Genomic DNA, 20,922 nt, shown 5'->3' with positions numbered 1-20,922 from the left:
CATCCGGTGCTGGGGGGCAGGATGAGGAGGTTGGCGGCACTCAGTGCCGTCAGAAGCACCAAAGGCCGACCCCGAGTGCACTCTCCTGCGCCAAATGGGGGAAGGTAGAGGCAGTCAGGGCACCTCGAAGAAGAGGCACTACGTCGGTGAGGGATGACGTGAGCGACAACTCTGTAGTACTCCGGTACGCGGACGGTGAATACACCTACCCGGTGGTCGAAAGCACCGTCGGTGACCAGGGCTTCGACATCTCGAAGCTGCGGGCCCAGACCGGGCTCGTCACCTTGGACAGTGGGTACGGCAACACCGCGGCCTACAAGTCCGCGATCACCTACCTCGACGGTGAGCAGGGCATCCTGCGCTACCGCGGCTACCCGATCGAGCAGCTCGCCGAGCGCTCGACCTTCATCGAGGTCGCGTACCTGCTGATCAACGGCGAGCTGCCGACCGTCGACCAGCTCGCGTCGTTCCGCAACGACATCACCCAGCACACGCTGCTGCACGAGGACGTGAAGCGCTTCTACGACGGCTTCCCGCGTGACGCGCACCCGATGGCGATGCTGTCCTCCGTGGTCAGCGCGCTGTCGACGTTCTACCAGGACAGCCACAACCCGTTCGACGAGACGCAGCGCAACCTCTCGACGATCCGGCTGCTGGCCAAGCTCCCGACGATCGCGGCCTACGCGTACAAGAAGTCGGTCGGCCACCCGGTGGTCTACCCGCGCAACGACCTCGGCTACGTCGAGAACTTCCTGCGCATGACCTTCTCCGTGCCGGCCCAGGAGTACGACCTGGACCCGGTCGTGGTCTCCGCGCTCGACAAGCTGCTCATCCTGCACGCGGACCACGAGCAGAACTGCTCGACCTCCACCGTGCGTCTGGTCGGCTCCTCGCAGGCGAACATGTTCGCCTCGATCTCCGCCGGCATCTCGGCCCTGTGGGGTCCGCTGCACGGTGGCGCCAACCAGTCCGTCCTCGAGATGCTGGAAGGCATCAAGAACGACGGCGGCGACGTCGATGCCTTCATCCGCAAGGTGAAGAACAAGGAGGACGGCGTCCGCCTCATGGGCTTCGGACACCGTGTCTACAAGAGCTTCGACCCCCGCGCGAAGATCATCAAGGCGGCGGCGCACGACGTCCTCTCGGCGCTCGGCAAGAGCGACGAGCTGCTCGACATCGCGCTCAAGCTGGAAGAGCACGCGCTGGCCGACGACTACTTCGTCGAGCGCAACCTCTACCCGAACGTGGACTTCTACACCGGTCTGATCTACCGGGCGATGGGCTTCCCCACCGAGATGTTCACCGTGCTCTTCGCGCTCGGCCGCCTTCCCGGCTGGATCGCCCAGTGGCACGAGATGATCAAGGAGCCGGGTTCCCGCATCGGCCGCCCGCGCCAGATCTACACCGGCGAGGTCCTGCGCGACTTCGTCCCCGTGGAAGCCCGCTGACCCGAGGCTTTCCTCCGCGCGGCGTGCGGCCGCGCGGTTGCACGCCGCAGGTGGTCCTGCTCGTACGAGAAGCGCCCCGCCGTCGATCCCCCCACGGGTCGACGGTCGGGGCGCTTCCCTTTCCCCGAAACGGATTCCCCCCACGGGACCCGAGTCGGGGCGTCGGTGTGCCGGGACCCGTTCGTCCGGGAGGGCCGCTCAAAGCCTCCCGCGGGTACGTGTCCCGGCCGTCTGATACCCACGGAAACCCCCCAGGTCTCCGTGAAACGTCCCCCAAGACGTTCTTGGTATCGCCCCATTAGACCTGTGACGACCCCGGATGGTTACGTTGCGGTCACTGTGATCTGCGTCTCCCGTGAAGGAAGTGTGCGCACCGTGGGGAGGCGGGCCACTAGCGGAAGGACCGCAACCGGAGGCTGTTGGTCACCACGAAGACCGAGGAGAAGGCCATCGCGGCCCCCGCGATCATCGGATTGAGCAGACCGGCGGCCGCCAGCGGCAGGGCCGCCACGTTGTATCCGAAGGCCCAGAACAGGTTGCCCTTGATGGTGGACAGGGTCCGGCGGGAGAGCCGGATGGCGTCCGCCGCGACCCGCAGGTCGCCCCGGACGAGGGTCAGGTCCCCGGCCTCGATGGCCGCGTCCGTGCCGGTGCCCATGGCCAGTCCCAGGTCCGCCTGGGCGAGGGCCGCCGCGTCGTTGACCCCGTCGCCGACCATGGCGACCGTACGGCCCTCGGCCTGCAGGCGGCGTACGACGTCCACCTTGTCCTGCGGGAGCACCTCGGCGATCACCTCGTCGATGCCCACCTCGCGGGCCACCGTCTCGGCCACGGCCCTGTTGTCACCGGTCAGCAGCACCGGGGTGAGGCCGAGCGCGCGGAGCCGGGCGACCGCCTCGGCGCTGGTCTCCTTGACCGCGTCGGCCACAGTCAGGACCCCGCGTGCCGCGCCGTCCCAGGCCACCAGGACGGCGGTGCCGCCCGAGGCCTCGGCGGCCGCCTTGGCCCCGGCCAGTGCGGCCGGCAGCTCGATCGACCAGTCGGCCAGCAGCCGCTCGCGGCCCACCAGGACGGCGTGCCCGTCGACCACGCCCTGGACACCGAGCCCGGCCACGTTCTCGAAGGACTCCGGGACGGGCAGGGCGCCCGCACGCTCCACGGCCCCGGTGGCCACGGCCCGGGCGATCGGGTGCTCCGAGGCGTGCTCCAGGGATCCGGCGAGGCGCAGCAGTTCGCGCTCGTCCACGTCCGGGGCGGTGAAGACGCCGGAGAGCGTCATCCGGCCGGTGGTGACGGTGCCGGTCTTGTCCAGCACGACGGTGTCCACGCGGCGGGTGGACTCCAGTACCTCGGGTCCCTTGATCAGGATGCCGAGCTGCGCGCCCCGCCCGGTGCCGACCATCAGCGCGGTCGGGGTGGCCAGGCCCAGGGCGCAGGGGCAGGCGATGATCAGGACGGCCACGGCCGCGGTGAAGGCGGCGGCGGGGTCGTCGGTGATCAGCAGCCAGGTGATCCAGGTGCCGAGCGCGAGCACCAGGACGACGGGCACGAAGATCCCGGAGATCTGGTCGGCGAGGCGCTGCACCTCGGCCTTGCCGTTCTGCGCGTCCTCCACCATCTTTGCCATCCGGGCGAGCTGGGTGTCGGCGCCGATCCGGGTGGCTTCGACGACCAGGCGTCCGGAGGTGTTGACGGTGGCCCCGGTGACGGAGTCGCCCACGGTGACGTCGACCGGGACGGACTCGCCGGTCAGCATGGAGGCGTCCACGGCGGAGCTGCCCTCGACGACGGTGCCGTCGGTGGCGATCTTCTCGCCGGGGCGGACGACGAACCGGTCGCCGGCCGCGAGGGCGCTCACCGGGATCCGGACCTCCTGGCCGGCGCGCAGGACGACGACGTCCTTGGCCCCCAGTTCCAGCAGGGCCTTGAGGGCGGCGCCCGCCTTCCGCTTGGAGCGGGCCTCCAGGTAGCGGCCCAGCAGGATGAAGGAGACGACGCCGGCCGCGACCTCCAGGTAGATGGCGGAGGAGCCGTCCGTGCGGGAGATCGTGAGGTCGAACCCGTGGCGCATGCCGGGCATGCCCGCGTGGCCGAAGAACAGGGCCCACAGCGACCAGGCGAAGGCGGCCAGCGTGCCGACGGAGACCAGGGTGTCCATGGTGGCTGCGCCGTGCCGGGCGTTGGTCCAGGCGGCCTTGTGGAAGGGGAACCCGCCCCAGATGACGACGGGGGCCGCGAGGGTCAGGGAGAGCCACTGCCAGTTGTCGAACTGCAGGGCGGGGACCATCGCGAGCAGGACGACGGGCAGGGCGAGCGCGACGGAGACCAGCAGTCGCTGCCGCAGTGCGGCGAGTGCCGGGTCGGGCGCCTCGGTCCGTCCCTCCGCCTCCTCGGCGGCCTCCGGGGCCGGCGGCGGGGGCTCCTCGGCGGTGTACCCGGTCCTGACGACGGTCGCGATCAGGTCGGCGACCTGCACGTCACCGGTGTAGGAGACGAGGGCCTTCTCGGTGGCGTAGTTCACCGAGGCCTCGACGCCGTCCATCCGGTTGAGCTTCTTCTCGATGCGGGCCGCGCAGGAGGCGCAGGTCATCCCGCCGATCGAGAGCTCGACCGCCGTTATGGGTCCGTCGTGCACTGTGCTGCTGCTCATGTTCCGGCTCCAGGGGGAGGGCCGGGCCGTACGGGTCCAGTATCAGCTGGCCGGCACGGCCCGGCAGGGTTCCGCGGGGCTGCTGCCGCGGATGCCGTGCGGGAGGTGCGGGCCGCTCAGACCTGTCCGACGAGCTCGTAGCCGGCCTCGTCGACGGCGGCGCGGACGTCCTCGTCCGCGAGCGGGGCGGCGGAGACCACGGTGACCTCGCCGGTCGCGGCGACGGCCTTGACCGTGCTGACGCCCGGCAGGGCGGAGAGCTCGGCGGTCACCGCGCCCTCACAGTGCCCGCAGGTCATGCCGGTCACCCGGTAGACGGTGGTGGTCTGGGTGTCCGTCTCGGCGGTCATGTCGTTCTCCTCTTCAGGGGCGTGTGCCGGTCACCGGGAGGGGCGGCCGATGTTTCCACCGTCCTCCCGACTCTTCGAGACTATACCCCTGGGGGGTATGAAAGCGAGCATCGGCTCCCGGTCTTTCGATCCTGGACGGAAAACTGGCCGGTATGGCCGGACTGTACATAAATGGCCGGTATGGATCACCCGGGAGGCCTCGCGCTGATCGTGGCGGCGGCGGTGCGCTGCGGCCCGGACCGTCGTGGCTCTCCCGGGTCATCGCCCGGACCCCGCGCGGCGGCGCGCGGTTCGCCGTACGGCCGGTCCTTCTGCTGCCGGCCCGCGCACGGGGCCCGGAGGGTGGCGAGGTGCTGCGGGCCGGGCGGGCCGGGCGGGTCAGTGGGCGGGAGTCGCGGTGATCATCGGCTCCAGGTAGCGCAGCAGGACGGTCTTGAGCTCGGCGATGTAGGCGGCGCGCTCGTCGCCCTCGTGGGCCAGGATCAGGTCCAGGGACGCCTTGAAGATGCCCAGGATCATGTTCGAGGTGTGCGCGAGCTCGTGGGGCGCGGCCTGCGGGCAGAAGTCGCGCAGGACGGCGTCGATCCGCGTGAGCAGGCCGGCGTGCAGTTCCTCGTGCTCCTGGGCGATGCCGGGGACGCCGGTGCCGTGCATGAGGGCCCAGAAGGCCGGGTTCTCGCAGTTGAAGGCGATGACGGGGTCGAGAACGGCGTCGAGCAGCTCGGGCAGCGGGCGTTTGAGGTTCTCGGGGCGGAAGGCCTGCCCGTGCATCTCGTTCGCGCGCTGGAGCAGCTGGCCGCCGAGCTCCATCGCGATGGCCTCTTTGTTCGGGAAGTACTGGTAGAGGGTGCCCGGCGACACGCCTGCCTCGCGGGCGATGGCGTTGGTGCTGGCCGCGGCGTAGCCGGTACGGCAGAACACCCCGGCGGCGGCGGAGAGCAGCTGGGAGATGCGGCGCTCGCCGCGGGCCTGGCGGCGGCGCGGGGTGGGGGCGGCCGTGGTCGCGGCGGCCGTGGTTGCGGTGGCCGAGTCGGCGGTGGCCGCGGCGATCTCGGCGGAGCTTTTGGTCCCTTTTTCAGTGCTTTTGGCCGCTGGCGTCCTCGGCATGTCCAATCCCCTGCTTCCCGTGGGCGATTGACAAACGCGAGTGATCGCTCGCATTCTTGAGAAACGCGAGCGACTGCTCGTGTTTGCCAGTCTATGTGGCCTGGCAATCACGGTGAAGGGGACACCGAGTCATGTCCGAAGTCAAGAATCCGCCGTCCTCCGCGGCGGCCGGGGGGTGGACCCGGTTCGTCACGGCCCGGCCGCGGCTCACGCTGCTGCTCGCCCTGCTGGTCACGGCCCTGGCCGTGTTCGCGGGCGGCGGCGTCGCCGACCGGCTGGGAAGTGGCGGCTGGGAGGACCCGGGCGCCCAGTCCACCTACGCCACACAGGCCCTGGAGCGCGAGTTCCCGCACTCCGAGCCCAACCTGCTCCTGCTCGTCGACGCCGCGCCGGGCACCGGCGGGGTCGACGATCCCGCCGTCGCCGCCGAGGCCGGACGGCTCGCCACCGCGCTCGCCGCCGAACGGGGGGTCGTCGGCGTCGGTTCGTACTGGAGCACCCGGCTGCCCGCGCTGCGCTCCGAGGACGGCCGGCAGGCACTCATCGCCGCCCGCGTCCAGGGCGACGAGAAGACGGCCACCGCCGCGCTGGAGCGCATCGCCCCGCGCTACGAGGGCGCGCACGGCCCGGTGCGGGTCTCGCTCGGCGGCCCCGCCGCGGTCCAGCGCGAGGTCACCGAGACCATCCAGGAGGACCTGCTGCGCGCCGAGCTGATCGCGCTGCCCGTCACCCTCGTCCTGCTCGTCCTCGTCTTCGGCAGCGCGGTCGCCGCCCTGCTCCCGCTGGGTGTCGGCATCGTGGCCATCCTCGGTACCAATGCCGTGCTGCGCGGGCTCACCGAGGTCACCGACGTCTCCGTCTTCGCCCAGAACCTGACCACCGCACTCGGCCTCGGGCTCGCCATCGACTACGCCCTGTTCATCGTCCGCCGGTTCCGCGAGGAACTCGCCGCCGGACGCGATCCCGTGGCCGCCGTCGGGGCCACCCTGCGCACCGCCGGGCGCACCGTGCTGTTCTCGGCGCTCACCGTCGCCGTCTCGCTCTCGGCGATGCTCTTCTTCCCCATGTACTTCCTGCGCTCCTTCGCCTACGCCGGAGTCGCGGTCGTCCTGCTCGCGGCGGCGGCCGCACTGATCGTGCTGCCGGCCGCCCTGGTGCTCCTCGGCGAGCGCGTCAACGCCCTCGACCTGCGCCGGCTGTGGCGGCGCGGCCGGCCGCGGGCCTCCGCCGGACCGGAGGAGACGGGGAAGGGCTGGGCCCGGACGGCCGCCCTCGTGATGCGGCGCGCCCCGGTGTTCGCCGTGGCCACCACGGTTGGCCTGCTGCTGCTCGGACTGCCCTTCATCGGCGTCAAGTTCGGCACGGTGGACGACCGGCAGCTCCCGAAGGACGCCCCCTCGCACGTGGTGCAGGAGCAGATCCGGGACGGGTTCCCGAACAGCCCCGGCGGCGGTCTGACGGTGCTCGCCGAGGGATCGCCCGGCCCCGACCGCCTCGCGGACTACCGGGACCGGCTGGCAGCGCTGCCCGGAGTGGTCCGGGTCGACGGGCCGGTCGCCTCCGCGACGGGAAGCGACTACGCCTCCTTCTCGATAGCCGTCGAGGGCGAGGCCGTGGGACAGACGGCCCGGGACCTGGTGGACGAGGTCCGCGCCGTGGACGCCGGCTTCAAGACCTCGGTGACCGGACAGGCGGCCGTGCTCGTCGACGCGCAGAAGGCCATCACGGGCGCACTGCCCGCGGCGGCGGCCCTCGTCGTCCTGGCCACGCTGCTGCTGGTGTTCCTGCTCACCGGGAGCCTGCTGATACCGCTGCAGGCGGTGCTGCTCAACGCCCTCAGTCTCACCGCGATGTTCGGGGCGGTGGTGTGGGTGTTCCAGGAGGGCAACCTCTCCGGGCTCCTCTCCTTCACCGCCACCGGGGACATAGAGACCACCCTGCCGGTGCTGATGTTCTGCATCGCCTTCGGGCTCTCCATGGACTACGGGGTCTTCCTCATCTCCCGTATCAAGGAGGAGTACGACCGGACCGGGGACCATGAGAGCGCCGTCCGGACGGGGCTGGCCCGCACCGGCGGGCTGATCACCGCGGCCGCCGTGATCCTGGCGGTGGTGATGGTGGCCATCGGCACCTCCCGGGTGACCAACACCAAGATGCTGGGGCTCGGGATCGCGCTGGCGGTCCTGATGGACGCCATGGTCGTCCGCAGCCTTCTGGTCCCGGCGGTGATGAAGCTGACCGGCCGGGCCACCTGGTGGGCCCCCGCCCCATTGCGCCGACTGCACGAGAGGTTCGGCCTGAGCGAGGGGGAGTCCGCGCCCCCGAAGCAGGAGCCGGACCGGATACCCGTCGGCGCCGGTACCTAGGCGGGGGCGGTGCGGGGGACCCGCGTGGGGCCCCGTACCGCCGCCGCACCGCCGCCGCACCGGTCAGTCCTCGCGGCGGCCCCGGTTCCCGGGCCGGCGGGCCACCCAGGCGCGCACGGTGTCGGCGTACCAGTAGGGCTTGCCCCTCTCCACGTGGTCGGGCGTGGGCAGCAGCCCGTGCTTGCGGTACGAGCGCACGGTGTCCGGCTGGACCCGGATGTGGGCAGCGATCTCCTTGTACGACCACAGCTGTCGGTCGCTCATGCTGGACACCTCCTTGTCCACGCCGCGGGGCCGGCCGGGAGGCCGTCGGGGGAGCCGGCACGTGGACACTGACGATCACTCGCGTTGTGCCCGGGGAACGACGCGGAGCGACGGCAGGGGAGGGGCTGTCGAGCGCCTGTGACGGAATACCCGCGTGATGCGGACATGCGTGACAGAAGAGGGATCACTGTGACAAGGGGGCCACAGAGGTCCCGTGAGGAACCGGCGGGGCGTCAGCGGTACAGGGCCGGACGCTCCGCCAGCTCCACCTCGGTCCGTACGCCGCTGCGTGCGGCCGAAAGACCCGCCTCGGAGACTGCGGCCGCGGCGTAGCCGTCCCATGCGTCGGGCCCGGCGACCCGGCCGCGACCGGCCGCCGCCACCCAGCTCCGCAGCTGCCGGTCGTAGGCATCGGCGAAGCGCACCGTGAAGTCCTGGGCGATCTCGCCGCCCCACCGGCCGGCCGACTGCACCACCATCGCGTGACCGTCGCCGATCCGGGCGCTGCCCGCCTCGCCGACCGCCTCGCACTGCACCTGGTAGCCGAAACCACAGTTGACGAAGATCTCCACGTCCACCACGGCCCCGCCGGAGGTCTCCAGCAGCACCAGCCGGGGATCGCTCAGCCCCTCGGGAGCGGCCGCCGTGGGCCTGGGGGAGAGCACCGTGACGGCGGTGATCTCCTGACCCAGCAACCACCGGGCCGCGTCCACCTCGTGCACCACCGAGTCGCTGATCAGCATGTCGCTGGTGAAGAACGACGGCGACGAGGCATTGCGGTGACGGCAGTGCAGGAAGAGCGGGCGCCCGATCCCGCCCGCGTCCAGCAGCTGCTTCAGCCGCTCGTACTCGGCGTCGTACCGCCGCATGAACCCCACCTGCACCAGGCGCCGCCCCAGCCGCTGTTCGGCCTCCATGACGCGCAGCGCCCCCGCCGGGTCCGGGGTCAGCGGCTTTTCGCACAGCACCGGCAGCTCCCGCTCCAGGGCGCGCAGGATCGCCTCCTCGTGGGCCGGACCGGGAGAGGCGATCAGTACGGCCTGCACCCCGGGTGCGGCTATCGCGGCCGCCGGGTCGGTGTGCGCCGTCGCCCCGTCCAGGGATCCCGCGATCTCCTTGACCCGGTCCCCGTCCGGGTCGGCCACGGCCACCACGCGGGCCCCGCCGACGGTCCCCCCGATCCGGCGCACGTGGTCGGCGCCCATCTTCCCGGTGCCGATGACTGCGATGCCGAGCGTGCTCATGTCGTCCTTCCTTTCCTTGCGTGGGTCAGCGGGCTCCGCAGGAGCGGAGGTAGGCGCGGGTGCGCCGGGCGATCGGCAGCGGCCGGTCGGGCGGGCACGGGTACATGTCCTGCTCCACGACGGCGAAGAGGTCGACGCCCAGACGCTGGGCCGCCGCGAGCACCGGTTCCAGCGCGGGCACCCCCGAGGGCGGTTCGCACATCACCCCCCGGCCCACGGCCGGACCGAAGGGCAGTTCCTGCGCGACGACTTCGGCGAGGATCCGCGGATCCACCTGCTTGAGGTGGAGGTAGCCGATCCGCTCGCCGAAGGTCTCGAGGGCCTGCACGCTGTCCCCGCCGCAGTACGCGTAGTGCCCCGTGTCCAGGCAGAGCGATACCAGGCGGGGGTCGGTGGCGTCCAGGAAACGTGCCACGTTCTCCGGGGTGTCGATGTGGGTGTCGGCATGCGGATGGACGACGATCCGCAGCCCGTACCGGTCCTGGACCTCCCGGCCGAGCCGCTCGGTCTGGGAGGCCAGTTCACGCCATTGGCCGGGGGTCAGGGTGCGGTCCTCCAGCACCTCCCCGGTCTTGTCGTCCCGCCAGAAGGAGGGGATGACGACGAGATGGGCGGCGCCCATGGCCCGGGTGAGCGCCGCGATCCGCGACACGTGCGCCCAGGTGTCCTCCCACACGGCGGGCCCGTGATGGAGTCCGGTGAAGACGGTGCCGGCCGAGACGCGCAGCCCGCGCTTGGCCGTTTCCTCGGCGAGGCGGGCGGGATCGGTGGGCAGATAGCCGTAGGGGCCGAGTTCGATCCACTCGTACCCGGCGTCCGCGACCTCGTCGAGGAAGCGTTCCCACGGGGTCTGCCGGGGGTCGTCGGGAAACCAGACCCCCCAGGAGTCCGGAGCCGAACCGATGCGGATACGGGTCAACGCGGGCGGGGAGGACGTCATAACGGCCACCTTAGGGTGGAGGACCAACGGGAGGACTGACTGTGACCGGCACCGGCGATCCGTTCGCGTTCGACCTGATCACGATGGGCCGGATCGGGGTGGATCTCTACCCGTTGACGACCGGCATTCCACTGGCCGAGGCCGAGACCTTCGGCAAGTTCCTGGGCGGCTCCCCGACGAACGTGGCCGTCGCGGCGGCCCGGCTGGGGCGACGGGTGGCGGTGATCACCAGGACCGGCGCGGACCCCTTCGGCGGGTACCTGCGGTCCGAACTGCGGGGATTCGGGGTGGACGACCGCTGGGTGACAGAGGTGCCCGGACTGCCGACCCCCATCACCTTCTGCGAGATCTTCCCGCCGGACCATTTCCCGCTGTACTTCTACCGGCTGCCGAAGGCGCCGGATCTGGAGATCGCGGCGGACGAGGTGGACCTGGCGGCGGTACGGGCCGCCCGCCTGTTCTGGATGACGGGCACGGGCCTGAGCGAGGAGCCCTCGCGGGCGGCGACACTGGCGGCCCTGGAGGCCCGCGCGCGCACCGGTACGACGGTCTTCGACCTGGACTGGCGGCCGATGCTGTGGCGGGAGAAACCCGGGCCGTACTACGAACGGGCGCTGCGGTGGGCGACGGTGGCCGTGGGCAACGCGGAGGAGTGCGAGATCGCCACGGGCGAGACCGATCCGCACGCGGCGGCGAGGGCCCTGCTGGCGGCGGGCGTGGAACTGGCCGTCGTCAAACGGGGACCGAAGGGCGTGCTGGCGGTCCACCGGGACGGGACGGTGGCGGAGGTCGCACCGGTGCCGGTCGAAGTGGTCAACGGGCTGGGCGCGGGAGATGCGTTCGGCGGGGCGCTGTGCCACGGGCTGCTGGCGGGGTGGGAGCTGGAGGCGGTGATGCGGTACGCGAACGCGGCCGGGGCGATCGTCGCCTCGCGGCTGGCGTGCGGGGCGGCGATGCCGTTCTCTCACGAGGTGGAGGAGGTGCTGGGGCGTGCCGGTGGTGTCTGAGTGGGGGATGGAGTGGACGAGGCTGACGGTCCTCGACCTGGCCCCGGGGGAGGTGTACGGGCACGAGTGCGGGGAGTCGGAGTGGATCGTGCTCCCGTTGTCGGGCGGGTGCGAGGTCCGCTGCCGGGGCGCCGCCCCGGACCCCGCGCCTCAAACGCCGGCGGGGCTGAAAGAGCGGGGCTCTGGCCCGAACCCTGCCCCCCGTCCTCCGGCGGGGCCGGAGGTGTTCCAACTGCACGGGCGGAACGGGGTGTTCAGCGGCGTCAGCGACTTCGTCTACCTGCCGCGGGACGCGGACGCGGAGATCCGATCGGCCGCCGGGGGCCGGTTCGCCCTCGCCGGGGCGCGGTGCGAGACGCGGCTCCCTGCCCGGTACGGGCCCGCTGGACAGGTCCCCGTGGAACTCCGCGGCGCGGGCCAGTGCTCGCGACAGGTCAACAACTTCGCCGCCGCCGGCCCGGACGGCTTCGACTGCGACCGGCTCATCGCCGTCGAGGTGCTCACCCCCGGTGGGAACTGGTCCTCGTACCCGCCCCACAAGCACGACGAGCACCACCCCGGCGAGGAGTCCCGCCTGGAGGAGATCTACTACTTCGAGATCGCCCCGCACGGGGACACCCCCGGGCTCGGCTACCAGCGCGTGACCCCCTCCCCGGCCGGGAAGACCGACGTCCTCGCCGAGGTGCGCACCGGGGACGCCGTGCTGATCCCCGACGGCTGGCACGGGCCGTCCATCGCCGCCCCCGGGCACGACATGTACTACCTGAACGTGATGGCCGGACCGGGCGCGACGCGGGAGTGGCTGATCCGGGACCACCCCGACCACGGCTGGATCCGCGGCACCTGGGACGGGCAGGACGTCGACCCCCGGCTGCCGTTCCCCCGGCCGCCCCGCTCCCGGGCGGAGGACCACCGGTGAGGCTCACCGTCGCGCAGGCGCTCGTCCGCTTCCTGTCCCGCCAGTACACCGAGCGCGACGGGCACCGGCACCGGCTGATCGCCGCCACCTGGGGGATCTTCGGGCACGGGAACGTGGCGGGCATCGGCCAGGCCCTCCTGGAGAGCGGGCCCGAGGCGATGCCGTTCCTCCAGGGCCGCAACGAGCAGGCCATGGTGCACGCCGCCGTCGGGTACGCCCGTCAGTGCGGCCGGCTCTCCGCGCACGCCGTCACCACGTCCATCGGGCCCGGCGCCACCAACCTCGTCACCGGTGCCGCCCTCGCCACCATCAACCGGATCCCGGTGCTCCTGCTGCCCGGGGACACCTTCGCCACCCGGCCCGCCGACCCCGTCCTCCAGCAGCTGGAGGTCCCGTACGCCGGGGACGTCTCCGTCAACGACACCCTGCGGCCCGTCTCCCGCCACTTCGACCGGATCACCCGCCCCGAGGCCCTGATCCCGGCCGCGCTGCAGGCCGTACGGGTGCTCACCGATCCGGTGCAGACCGGCGCCGTCACCCTCGCCCTGCCGCAGGACGTGCAGGCGCAGGCGTACGACTGGCCCGAGGAGTTCTTCGCCGAGCGGGTGTGGGGCGTGCGCCGGCCCCGGCCGGACCGGCACGAGCTGGCCCGCGCCGCCGAGGCCGTACGGGGCTCCGCGCGCCCGCTGATCGTCGCCGGCGGCGGGATCCGGCACAGCGAGGCCCGCGCGGCGCTGGCCGCCTTCGCGGAGGCCACGGGGATCCCGGTGGCCGTCACCCAGGCGGGCAAGGGCGTCCTGCCGTACGGGCACCCCGCCGACGTGGGCGGGATCGGCCACACCGGGACCTCCACCGCCGCCGCGCTCGCCCGGGAGGCCGACCTCGTCATCGCCGCCGGGACCCGGCTGACCGACTTCACCACCGCCTCCGCGACCCTCTTCCAGAATCCGGCCGTCCGGTTCATCGGCCTCAACCTCGACCCGTACGACGCCCACAAGCTCGCCGCCCTGCCTCTGGTCGCCGACGCCCGCGAGGGCCTCGACGAGCTCCGGGACGCCCTCGCCGGTCACCGCACCGATCCGGCGTACGGGGCGGGGTACGCGGCGGAGCGGGCCCGATGGGAGAGCCGCGTCGACCGTGCCTACGCCGTCCCGGAGGCGGACGAGGACGCTCCGCCCACCCAGGCCCAGGTGCTCGGGCTGCTCGACGCCCTGGTCGACGACACCGACATCCTGATCAACGCGGCCGGCTCCCTCCCCGGCGACCTGCACAAACTGTGGCGGGCCCGGTCGCACGACCAGTACCACGTCGAGTACGGCTACTCCTGCATGGGCTACGAGATCCCCGCCGCCATCGGGGTGGCGCTGGCCGCACCCGGCCGCCCGGTGTGGGCGCTGGTCGGCGACGGTACGTACCTGATGAATCCGACCGAGATCGTCACGGCCGTGCAGGAGGGGATCCCGGTCAGGGTGGTGATCCTCGACAACCATGGCTACGCCTCCATCGGCGGCCTGTCGGGGGCGGTGGGCGGCGAGGGGTTCGCCACCGCGTACCGCTTCCGGGCACCCGACTCCGGGTATACGGGGGACACCCTTCCGGTGGACCTCGCGGCCTGCGCGGCGTCCCTCGGAATGGCCGTGATCCGTGCCCGCACCACGCGTGACCTGCGCGAAGCCCTCGCCGAGGCCCGCTCGGCGACCCGTCCCACATGTGTCTACGTACAGACCCGAACGCCCGACACTGTGTCGGGCCCACCCCCGGCACAGGCGTGGTGGGATGTTCCTGTGGCCGAGACCGCGACCCGCAAGGCCGCTGCCACGGCCCGTGAAGAGTACGACCGGCAAGCCGCGCAGCGACGTCGCCATCTGTGAAGGAGCAAGGCAATGAAGACCGTCAACCACTGGATCGGTGGCAAGACCGTCGAGGGCGCGTCGGGCAACTACGGCCCGGTCACCGACCCGGCCACCGGCGAGGTCACCACGCAGGTCGCGCTCGCCTCGGCCGACGAGGTCGACGCGGCCGTACGGGTCGCCCAGGAGGCCTACCTCACCTGGGGCCAGTCCTCGCTGGCCGCCCGTACCAAGGTGCTGTTCGCCTACCGCGCCCTGCTGGACGCCAACCGTGACGCCATCGCCGAGCTGATCACCGCCGAGCACGGCAAGGTCCACTCGGACGCGCTCGGCGAGGTCGCCCGGGGCCTGGAGATCGTCGAGCTGGCCTGCGGGATCACCACGCAGCTCAAGGGCGAGCTGTCCACCTCCGTCTCCAACCGGGTGGACGTCTCCTCGATCCGCCAGCCGCTGGGCGTCGTCGCGGGCATCACCCCCTTCAACTTCCCGGCGATGGTCCCGATGTGGATGTTCCCGCTTGCTGTGGCCTGCGGAAACACCTTCATCCTCAAGCCGAGCGAGAAGGACCCGTCGGCCGCCAACAAGCTCGCCGAGCTGGCGAGCGAGGCCGGTCTGCCGGCGGGCGTGCTGAACGTGGTCCACGGCGACAAGGTGGCCGTGGACGCACTGCTCGCCCACCCCGGCATCGCCGCCGTCTCCTTTGTCGGCTCGACCCCGATCGCCCGCCACATCCACACCACCGCCTCGGCCAACGGCAAGCGCGTCCAGGCCCTCGGCGGCGCCAAGAACCACATGCTGGTCCTGCCGGACGCCGACCTGGACGCCGCCGCCGACGCGGCCGTCTCCGCCGCCTACGGCTCGGCCGGTGAGCGCTGCATGGCGATCTCCGCCGTGGTCGCCGTCGGCGCGATCGGCGACGAGCTCGTCGAGAAGATCCGCGAGCGCGCCGAGAAGATCAAGATCGGCCCCGGCAACGACCCGAACTCCGAGATGGGCCCGCTGATCACCGCCGCCCACCGCGACAAGGTCGCCTCCTACGTGAAGGGCGCGGCCGACCAGGGCGCGGACGTCGTCCTCGACGGCACCGGCTTCACGGTCGAGGGCAACGAGAACGGCCACTGGATCGGCCTGTCCCTGCTGGACCGCGTCAAGACCGACTCCGACGCCTACCGCGACGAGATCTTCGGCCCGGTGCTGTGCGTGCTGCGCGCCGAGACCTACGAGGAGGGCGTGGCGCTCATCAACGCCTCGCCGTTCGGCAACGGCACCGCGATCTTCACCCGCGACGGCGGCGCCGCCCGCCGCTTCCAGCTGGAGATCGAGGCCGGCATGGTCGGCGTCAACGTGCCGATCCCGGTGCCGGTGGGCTACCACTCCTTCGGTGGCTGGAAGGACTCGCTCTTCGGCGACCACCACATCTACGGCAACGACGGCATCCACTTCTACACCCGCGGCAAGGTCGTCACGACCCGCTGGCCGGACCCCTCCGAGGGCCACCTCGGCGTGGACCTGGGCTTCCCCCGCAACCACTGACCGCGGGCAAGCCCCGTAGGACCGGCCGACTCGCCCCCGCAACCCTCACCGCGGGGGCGAGTCGCGTTTCCCGGCGCCCGTCAGAACCTCGACCAGACGTCCGTGGCGGCCTTGGCGCCCCAGACCGCGTCGCCGTGGCCGTAGCCGGGGACCACGGTGAAGGTGACCCGTTCGTTCCCGGCGGCGCGGATCAGCTCCGCTCCCCGGGGGTGGTCCCCGCGGCCCAGGGCGGTGTTCACCCAGACGACCTCGGCGCGGATCCGGTCCCAGGCGATCCGGTAGGTGGCGTCGTCGCCCGCCCAGACCGCCGCGAGATCCCGCATCAGGGCGGTCGCGACGAGGCCGCTGCCGAGGGCGGAGGTGGCCGCGTGCCAGACGGCCAGCGGGGTGTGGGTCAGGGCGAACCGGTCCTCGGCCGGGGTCGGGCCGAAGGCATGGCTGCCGGCGCTGTGCCCCTGGGTGTAGATCCAGTTCGCCGGGCCCGGGAGGGCGGCGGTGCGGATCAGCGCGAAGTGGGCCAGCCCCGCATGGGTGAAGCGCTGAGCGGGGTCCGACGGCCAGGGCACCGGGGAGACGCCGTCCGGATCGGCCACCGCCTTCGCGACCACGGCGGCGAGCCCCGGATCGACGGTGGTGACGCCCTGCGCGAGCTGGGTGGCGTACGCGTCGCACGTCGCGGCCGCCCGCAGGGCCCGCTCACCCGTGTACGGGCCGGTGGTGTCCAGCGCCACCACCCGGCGCAGCCGCGGCGAGGTGTCGTGCGAGGCGGCGTCCAGGGCGAGGGCGGCCCCTGCGGAGTGGCCCGCGTACTGGTACGGCAGGCCCAGGAGGGAATCCAGCGCGCGCACCACCGCGGCCAGGTCCCGGCGGTGCGCCGCGAGCCCCCGCCCGGCGGTGATGCCGGCGGCCGCGGCCGCGTCCTCGCGCGGGGTGACCCCGACGACGAGCAGGCCCCGGCGCCGCAGTTCGTGGGCGAGGTTGTGGTCGGCCGGTCCGCCCGGGGTGAAGAAGTCCGCCGCGAAGTTCAGGCCGCCGCCGGGCAGCAGGTACACGATCCCCTTCGGCGCCCGTCCGGTGTCCGCGATCACGTCCACCGTGACGGGGGCCGGTCCGCCGTCCTCCAGCGGGAGGGTGAGGCGGATCCAGCCGTCGCCGGGCAGGTAGGCGGCGGTGCCGGTGCCCAGCGCCCGCTCGATGCGGGTCAACAGCCCCGTGCCCTTGGCCGCGTCGCCGTGCTGTCGTTCCATGTGGTGCCTCCCCGCCCGCCGGTGATGGCCGAATACCGTCACCCGGGGACACCCTCGCCGGTCAGCGCGTCCCAGCCAAGTCCGCTACGGGTTCCTGCTGTTCGCCCTCCGCGTGACGCCGGCGGCGCAGCGCCCACACGGTGGCCGTCGCGCCGGCCAGGACCAGGAGCAGGCCGACGGCCGGCCACGGCACGGCGATGAACTCCGTCTCCGCCTCCGGGAGCAGATCGGGGTGGCCCGCCGCGCCCGCCCTGATCCTGACGGTCACCCAGTCCGACTGGGGGGCGTCAGGCCACGGTTCGGTCAGCTCGATCCGCTGGCCCGGCAGCAGGGACAGCTTCAGTCCGCGGGCGGGCCGGTCCAGCACCTTGCGCCCGAACAGCCCCTCGGCGGAGACCGTCACCTCGGGTTCCACGACGACATTGCCCCGGTTGACCAGTGTGTACGAGACCGTGGCGCGGGCGTTCCCGATCCAGGGCAGCAGCGGCGCCGACCGGCTCACCCGCACGTCCTCCACGCTCAGCCCCGCCGTGACGGGCCCCGGCACCCGGAAGTAGAGCCGGGCGCCGACCGAGCGCTTCACGCCGACCTGGACCTTGCCGTCCTGCTGTACGCCCTCCACGGCGGTGCCCAGGGCGACGATCCCGCCGACGTGGTCACCGGGCGTCGCGTCCGCCGGGACCTGCACGGTGAACGGGATGTCCTTGCGGCCCTTGGCGGGCACGGTGACGGTGCTCGCGGTCTCCGGCGCCAGGGTGATCCAGGCGCCGACGTCCTTGGGCCTCGTCTCCACCGGCAGCAGCGCGAAGGCGCCGCCGGCCGGGGTGTTCACGGCGTCGGTGGCGAAGACCTGGAACGTCAGCTCCTTGTCGGAGGAGTTCAGGAGGGTCACGCTGTCGCTGAGGGTGCTCCCGGCCGTGCCCTGGTGGAAGAAGTAGGCGCGGTCGGTCATCGCCGCGCCGGCCGCGGGCGTCGGGAACACCCCCCACGTGCCGTTGTCCGCGGCCGTCGCCGCGGTGGCCGGCAACAGGCCCGCGCCGAGCAGCAGGCCGAGGAGAAGGCCGTACAGGAAGGTGCGGGTGCGGCTACGGGGGCGGCTGCACGTGCGGCTGCGGCTGCGGAGGGGCATGGGCGGTCTCCAGTCGGCGCGGAAAGGGGAAGGGGTGGTGCGGCGCCGGAGCGCCGCACCACCCTGGTCGAGCGGCCGTACGGGTCAGGCGATCGAGAAGGTCACGACCGTCTGGTAGGTGTCCGCGAACATGAAGGGCGGGAGCTGGATCATCCCGGCGCCGCCGACGGCGAACTCACCGCCGGTCAGCTCGTCCCCGCCGGCGGCCTGGGAGGCCACCTTCATCGGGACGTCGGAGATCGCGCCGGGGGTGCCCGCGGTGCAGGTGCTCGGGCTGTCCGGGTTGGTCACGGTGCAGGACGGCTGGATGCCGATCTGCGCCTTCGCCATCGAGTGGCCCGTGGCCTGGTTCAGGAACGGCGTGCGCGTCGCCGTCACGTCCCAGCCGAGCGAGCCGCCGCGGAAGTCCTGGACGGTCGCGGCGTTGAAGACGCCGACCACCGACTGGGCCTTGCCGTTGATGGTGACGGAACCGAAGCTGACGGCCGGCTGGCCGTCCTTCGGGCCGAGGCCCAGCGGGCCGGGCAGGACCTCGATGTCGACCGGGTTCTTCACGCCGGCCTGCTCCTCCAGGAACACGAAGGCCTTGTACGGGGTGATCGAACCGTCGATCCTGATCGCGTCGGCCTTCTTGGTGACCGTGACGTTGCAGGTGGCCGCGCCGGACGCGTCCGCCGTGCCCGCACCGGTGTCACCGGTCGCCGTGCCCGCGAGCAGGGCCGAGCACGTGACGGCGCCGGCCGGGAAGTTGGCGCCGGTCACGGCGACGACGGTGCCCGCCGGTCCGCTGTTGGGCGTCAGCCTCGTCGTGACCGGGTCCTTGGGCAGGGCCTCCACGGCGACCGAGCCGAGCGAGGCGCTGGGACGCGGCGCCGGGGTGCAGGTGGTGGTGAAGACCGAACCGGAGAGGTCCGCGTCGGTCACCGCCAGGTCGAGGGCGACCTGGACCGTGGTGCCCTCGGTGCCGTCCGGGATCCTGATCGTTCCGGAGAACGCCTTGGGGTCGAGGGGCTGCCCGGCCACGACGGAGACGGTCTCCGGCGGGCTGGTGACCACCTGGGTGGTGGTACCGACCTTGAGGGTGATCTTGGACGTGTTCACCGTGGTCACGGAGAACGAGGGGATCAGCGGGCTCGCACCCGGGTCGATCGTGATCGGGACGACATCGCCGGCCTTGGCGCCGTCGGGCAGGGTGACGGTGAAGTTCTGGTTGCCGGAGCCGTCCGGCTGCGGCGCCGGGGCGTCGCAGTTCTCGAAGACGGCCGTGGTCTTGGTCGCGGCCTGCGCGGAACCCGTCAGGGCCACCACGCCGCCCGTCAGGGCCAGAGACAGGGCTCCCGCCCCGGCCAGCACTCTTCGTCTGAGCATTCTCGTACTCACTGGGTCGCGACTCCTTCGTCATGACGAACCCCTCCCCCCACCCGCTGTGTGGGGGAGGCCGAGCCGGTGCGGTGGCCGATATTGACGCGTCGCCGTGATGAGAAGTCAATGACTTGCTTTCGCCCGAAGCACACAGAAATTGATGGGCCATCAGGGAGAGTCTGATGGCCCGTCGGATACCGACTGGTCGGGGTGGCTGCGGAGCAGGTGGACAGGACCTAGCGTCCGGTGGGGGTGTGGAGCAGCAGGTTCGGGGTGCCGGGCCGGAGGCCGGAGATCCGGTCGGGCACGGCGCTGTGCAGCAGTTCCTCGGACACCTGCGCCGGGGTGCGCGCGATCCCGCGCGCCAGGATCAGCGCGGCGGCCCCGGCCACGTGCGGGGCGGCCATCGAGGTGCCGGAGGCGCGGGCCGTGGCGGTTTCGGTGTCCTTCCAGGCCGAGGTGATGCCCACGCCGGGCGCCGAGATGTCCACGCAGCGGCCGTGGTTGGAGAAGGGCGCGCGCCGGTCCTCGGCGTCGGTCGCGCCGACCGTGATGGCCTCGGGGACGGCGGCCGGGGACCCGGAGCAGGCGTCCTTGCCGTCGTTGCCGGCGGCCGCGGTGAAGGTGATGCCGGAGGCCACGGCCCGGACCACCGCCGCGTCGAGGGCGTAGCTGGGGGTGCCGCCGATGCTCATGTTGGCCACCGCGGGGGTGGCCCGCGCCCGGGTCGCGTCCTTCACCACCCAGTCGAGCCCCTTGAGGATGGCCGAAAGACTCGCGGAACCGCGGCAGTCGGCCACCTTCACCCCGACGAGCGAGACCCTCTTGGCGACCCCGTACGTCTCCCCGCCCACGGTCGCCGCGACGTGCGTGCCGTGGCCGCTGCAGTCGCGGGAGCTGCCGAGGAACACCGCGTTGTAGCCGTTGCGGGCGCGGCCGCCGAACTCCCGGTGGCCGGTGTTGATCCCGGTGTCGACCACGTAGACGGTGACGCCCTCGGCCCTGGTGGGGTACGTGTACGAGCCGTCGAGCGGGAGTTCGCGCTGGTCGATCCGGTCCAGGGACCAGGGCGCGGGCGCCTGGGGCTGCATCCGCGCTCCGGGCGTGCCGGGGATGCCGGGGGTGTCGGCCGCGTCGGGGGTGTCGGTGGTGTCGGCCGTGCCGGTGGTGTGGAACTCCGTGTCCGGCTCCACGGAGGCCACCCGGGGGTCGGCGGCCAGGGCGGCGGCGCGGGCGGCCGTGGTGCGGACGGCGAAGCCGTTCAGGGCGGCGTCGTAGACGGCCCCGACCTCGTCACCCGCGTCCACCGCCTCGGCGGCCAGGGTGCGGGCCGGGGCTCGGGAGGCGGTGTCCTTGAGGACGACGACATAGGGGGCGGCGTCGGAGTGGGGAGCGTCGGGGCGGAGGGCGGGAGGGGCGCCCGTGGTGGCCGCCGCGAGGAGTGCGGCGGCGGGGAGGAACGCGGCGAATGCGGTCATGCGGCCGATGCTCGGCGAGCGGCGGAGC

16 protein-coding genes are annotated in these 20,922 nt (G+C 72.5%); 6 read left to right on the top strand and 10 right to left on the bottom strand.

Translation table 11 applies throughout. The features are described from left to right. Positions 1-158 precede the first annotated feature (158 nt). Positions 159-1,448 carry a citrate synthase gene (locus OG753_RS16730; protein WP_030716028.1) on the top strand — a complete coding sequence of 430 codons (1,290 nt, stop codon included), beginning with the start codon at positions 159-161 and terminating at the stop codon, positions 1,446-1,448. Positions 1,449-1,839: 391 nt separating this feature from the next. Here OG753_RS16730 and OG753_RS16725 read toward each other — a convergent pair whose 3' ends face one another. The 3 genes from OG753_RS16725 to OG753_RS16715 all read right to left on the bottom strand — a co-directional run bounded on the left by OG753_RS16725 (position 1,840) and on the right by OG753_RS16715 (position 5,555). Continuing rightward, positions 1,840-4,098, bottom strand: a complete 2,259-nt coding sequence (locus OG753_RS16725) for a heavy metal translocating P-type ATPase (protein ID WP_405788993.1) — start codon at positions 4,096-4,098, stop codon at positions 1,840-1,842. Positions 4,099-4,214: 116 nt separating this feature from the next. After that, positions 4,215-4,448 carry a heavy-metal-associated domain-containing protein gene (locus OG753_RS16720; protein WP_327262578.1) on the bottom strand — a complete coding sequence of 78 codons (234 nt, stop codon included), beginning with the start codon at positions 4,446-4,448 and terminating at the stop codon, positions 4,215-4,217. 378 nt (positions 4,449-4,826) lie between these two features. Beyond that, on the bottom strand, positions 4,827-5,555 hold the full coding sequence (locus OG753_RS16715; protein ID WP_405788992.1) for a TetR/AcrR family transcriptional regulator: 729 nt from the start codon (positions 5,553-5,555) through the stop codon (positions 4,827-4,829). A 131-nt stretch (positions 5,556-5,686) separates the two neighbouring features. On the opposite strand from OG753_RS16715, the gene OG753_RS16710 reads away from it, so the two are divergent. Next, positions 5,687-7,921, top strand: a complete 2,235-nt coding sequence (locus OG753_RS16710) for an MMPL family transporter (RefSeq protein ID WP_405788990.1) — start codon at positions 5,687-5,689, stop codon at positions 7,919-7,921. 63 nt (positions 7,922-7,984) lie between these two features. Here the strand turns inward: OG753_RS16710 and OG753_RS16705 are convergent, their stop codons facing one another. The 3 genes from OG753_RS16705 to OG753_RS16695 all read right to left on the bottom strand — a co-directional run bounded on the left by OG753_RS16705 (position 7,985) and on the right by OG753_RS16695 (position 10,369). Beyond that, the gene (locus OG753_RS16705) at positions 7,985-8,185 is read right to left on the bottom strand and encodes an AlpA family transcriptional regulator (RefSeq protein WP_266391501.1); all 201 of its coding nucleotides are present in this window, start codon (positions 8,183-8,185) and stop codon (positions 7,985-7,987) included. Positions 8,186-8,418: 233 nt separating this feature from the next. Then, positions 8,419-9,429, bottom strand: a complete 1,011-nt coding sequence (locus tag OG753_RS16700) for a Gfo/Idh/MocA family oxidoreductase (protein WP_327262575.1) — start codon at positions 9,427-9,429, stop codon at positions 8,419-8,421. A gap of 25 nt (positions 9,430-9,454) precedes the next feature. Further along, the gene (locus tag OG753_RS16695; protein WP_405788989.1) at positions 9,455-10,369 is read right to left on the bottom strand and encodes a sugar phosphate isomerase/epimerase family protein; all 915 of its coding nucleotides are present in this window, start codon (positions 10,367-10,369) and stop codon (positions 9,455-9,457) included. Between the two features lie 41 nt (positions 10,370-10,410). Between OG753_RS16695 and iolC the strand changes: the two genes are divergently transcribed. From iolC to OG753_RS16675, 4 genes are read left to right on the top strand one after another with little or no spacing between them, the layout of a single operon-like run. Next, the gene (iolC, locus tag OG753_RS16690; protein WP_405788988.1) at positions 10,411-11,376 is read left to right on the top strand and encodes a 5-dehydro-2-deoxygluconokinase; all 966 of its coding nucleotides are present in this window, start codon (positions 10,411-10,413) and stop codon (positions 11,374-11,376) included. A 7-nt stretch (positions 11,377-11,383) separates the two neighbouring features. Beyond that, the gene (gene iolB, locus OG753_RS16685; RefSeq protein ID WP_327266779.1) at positions 11,384-12,295 is read left to right on the top strand and encodes a 5-deoxy-glucuronate isomerase; all 912 of its coding nucleotides are present in this window, start codon (positions 11,384-11,386) and stop codon (positions 12,293-12,295) included. After that, the gene (gene iolD, locus OG753_RS16680) at positions 12,292-14,166 is read left to right on the top strand and encodes a 3D-(3,5/4)-trihydroxycyclohexane-1,2-dione acylhydrolase (decyclizing) (RefSeq protein ID WP_405788986.1); all 1,875 of its coding nucleotides are present in this window, start codon (positions 12,292-12,294) and stop codon (positions 14,164-14,166) included. The genes iolB and iolD overlap by 4 nt, the downstream gene beginning before the upstream one ends. A gap of 12 nt (positions 14,167-14,178) precedes the next feature. Then, positions 14,179-15,678 carry a CoA-acylating methylmalonate-semialdehyde dehydrogenase gene (locus tag OG753_RS16675; RefSeq protein ID WP_327262571.1) on the top strand — a complete coding sequence of 500 codons (1,500 nt, stop codon included), beginning with the start codon at positions 14,179-14,181 and terminating at the stop codon, positions 15,676-15,678. 80 nt (positions 15,679-15,758) lie between these two features. Here the strand turns inward: OG753_RS16675 and OG753_RS16670 are convergent, their stop codons facing one another. The 4 genes from OG753_RS16670 to OG753_RS16655 all read right to left on the bottom strand — a co-directional run bounded on the left by OG753_RS16670 (position 15,759) and on the right by OG753_RS16655 (position 20,894). Next, a complete protein-coding gene (locus tag OG753_RS16670; protein WP_405788984.1) occupies positions 15,759-16,925 on the bottom strand; it encodes a hypothetical protein in 1,167 nt (388 codons plus the stop codon). Positions 16,926-16,986: 61 nt separating this feature from the next. Further along, on the bottom strand, positions 16,987-18,054 hold the full coding sequence (locus OG753_RS16665; protein ID WP_405788982.1) for a WxL protein peptidoglycan domain-containing protein: 1,068 nt from the start codon (positions 18,052-18,054) through the stop codon (positions 16,987-16,989). 84 nt (positions 18,055-18,138) lie between these two features. Then, complete coding sequence (locus tag OG753_RS16660; RefSeq protein ID WP_405788981.1) at positions 18,139-19,434, bottom strand: hypothetical protein; 1,296 nt, start codon at positions 19,432-19,434, stop codon at positions 18,139-18,141. A 218-nt stretch (positions 19,435-19,652) separates the two neighbouring features. Then, a complete protein-coding gene (locus tag OG753_RS16655; RefSeq protein WP_405788979.1) occupies positions 19,653-20,894 on the bottom strand; it encodes a S8 family peptidase in 1,242 nt (413 codons plus the stop codon). Between the last annotated feature and the right edge of the window lie 28 nt (positions 20,895-20,922).

Origin of the sequence: Streptomyces sp. NBC_00029 (genome assembly GCF_045160505.1) — a bacterium.
GTDB lineage: Bacteria > Actinomycetota > Actinomycetes > Streptomycetales > Streptomycetaceae > Streptomyces.
The sequence above is the reverse complement of the archived record's forward strand: the minus strand, read 5'-3'. Positions and strand labels throughout refer to the sequence as shown.

Bases quoted from the DNA above. Each gene is read 5' to 3' on its own strand.
- OG753_RS16725 (WP_405788993.1), bottom strand. From the start codon at position 4,098: ATGAGCAGCAGCACAGTGCACGACGGACCCATAACGGCGGTCGAGCTC.
- OG753_RS16720 (WP_327262578.1), bottom strand. From the start codon at position 4,448: ATGACCGCCGAGACGGACACCCAGACCACCACCGTCTACCGGGTGACC.
- OG753_RS16715 (WP_405788992.1), bottom strand. From the start codon at position 5,555: ATGCCGAGGACGCCAGCGGCCAAAAGCACTGAAAAAGGGACCAAAAGC.
- OG753_RS16710 (WP_405788990.1), top strand. From the start codon at position 5,687: ATGTCCGAAGTCAAGAATCCGCCGTCCTCCGCGGCGGCCGGGGGGTGG.
- OG753_RS16705 (WP_266391501.1), bottom strand. From the start codon at position 8,185: ATGAGCGACCGACAGCTGTGGTCGTACAAGGAGATCGCTGCCCACATC.
- OG753_RS16700 (WP_327262575.1), bottom strand. From the start codon at position 9,429: ATGAGCACGCTCGGCATCGCAGTCATCGGCACCGGGAAGATGGGCGCC.
- OG753_RS16695 (WP_405788989.1), bottom strand. From the start codon at position 10,369: ATGACGTCCTCCCCGCCCGCGTTGACCCGTATCCGCATCGGTTCGGCT.
- iolB (WP_327266779.1), top strand. From the start codon at position 11,384: ATGGAGTGGACGAGGCTGACGGTCCTCGACCTGGCCCCGGGGGAGGTG.
- OG753_RS16675 (WP_327262571.1), top strand. From the start codon at position 14,179: ATGAAGACCGTCAACCACTGGATCGGTGGCAAGACCGTCGAGGGCGCG.
- OG753_RS16670 (WP_405788984.1), bottom strand. From the start codon at position 16,925: ATGGAACGACAGCACGGCGACGCGGCCAAGGGCACGGGGCTGTTGACC.
- OG753_RS16665 (WP_405788982.1), bottom strand. From the start codon at position 18,054: ATGCCCCTCCGCAGCCGCAGCCGCACGTGCAGCCGCCCCCGTAGCCGC.
- OG753_RS16655 (WP_405788979.1), bottom strand. From the start codon at position 20,894: ATGACCGCATTCGCCGCGTTCCTCCCCGCCGCCGCACTCCTCGCGGCG.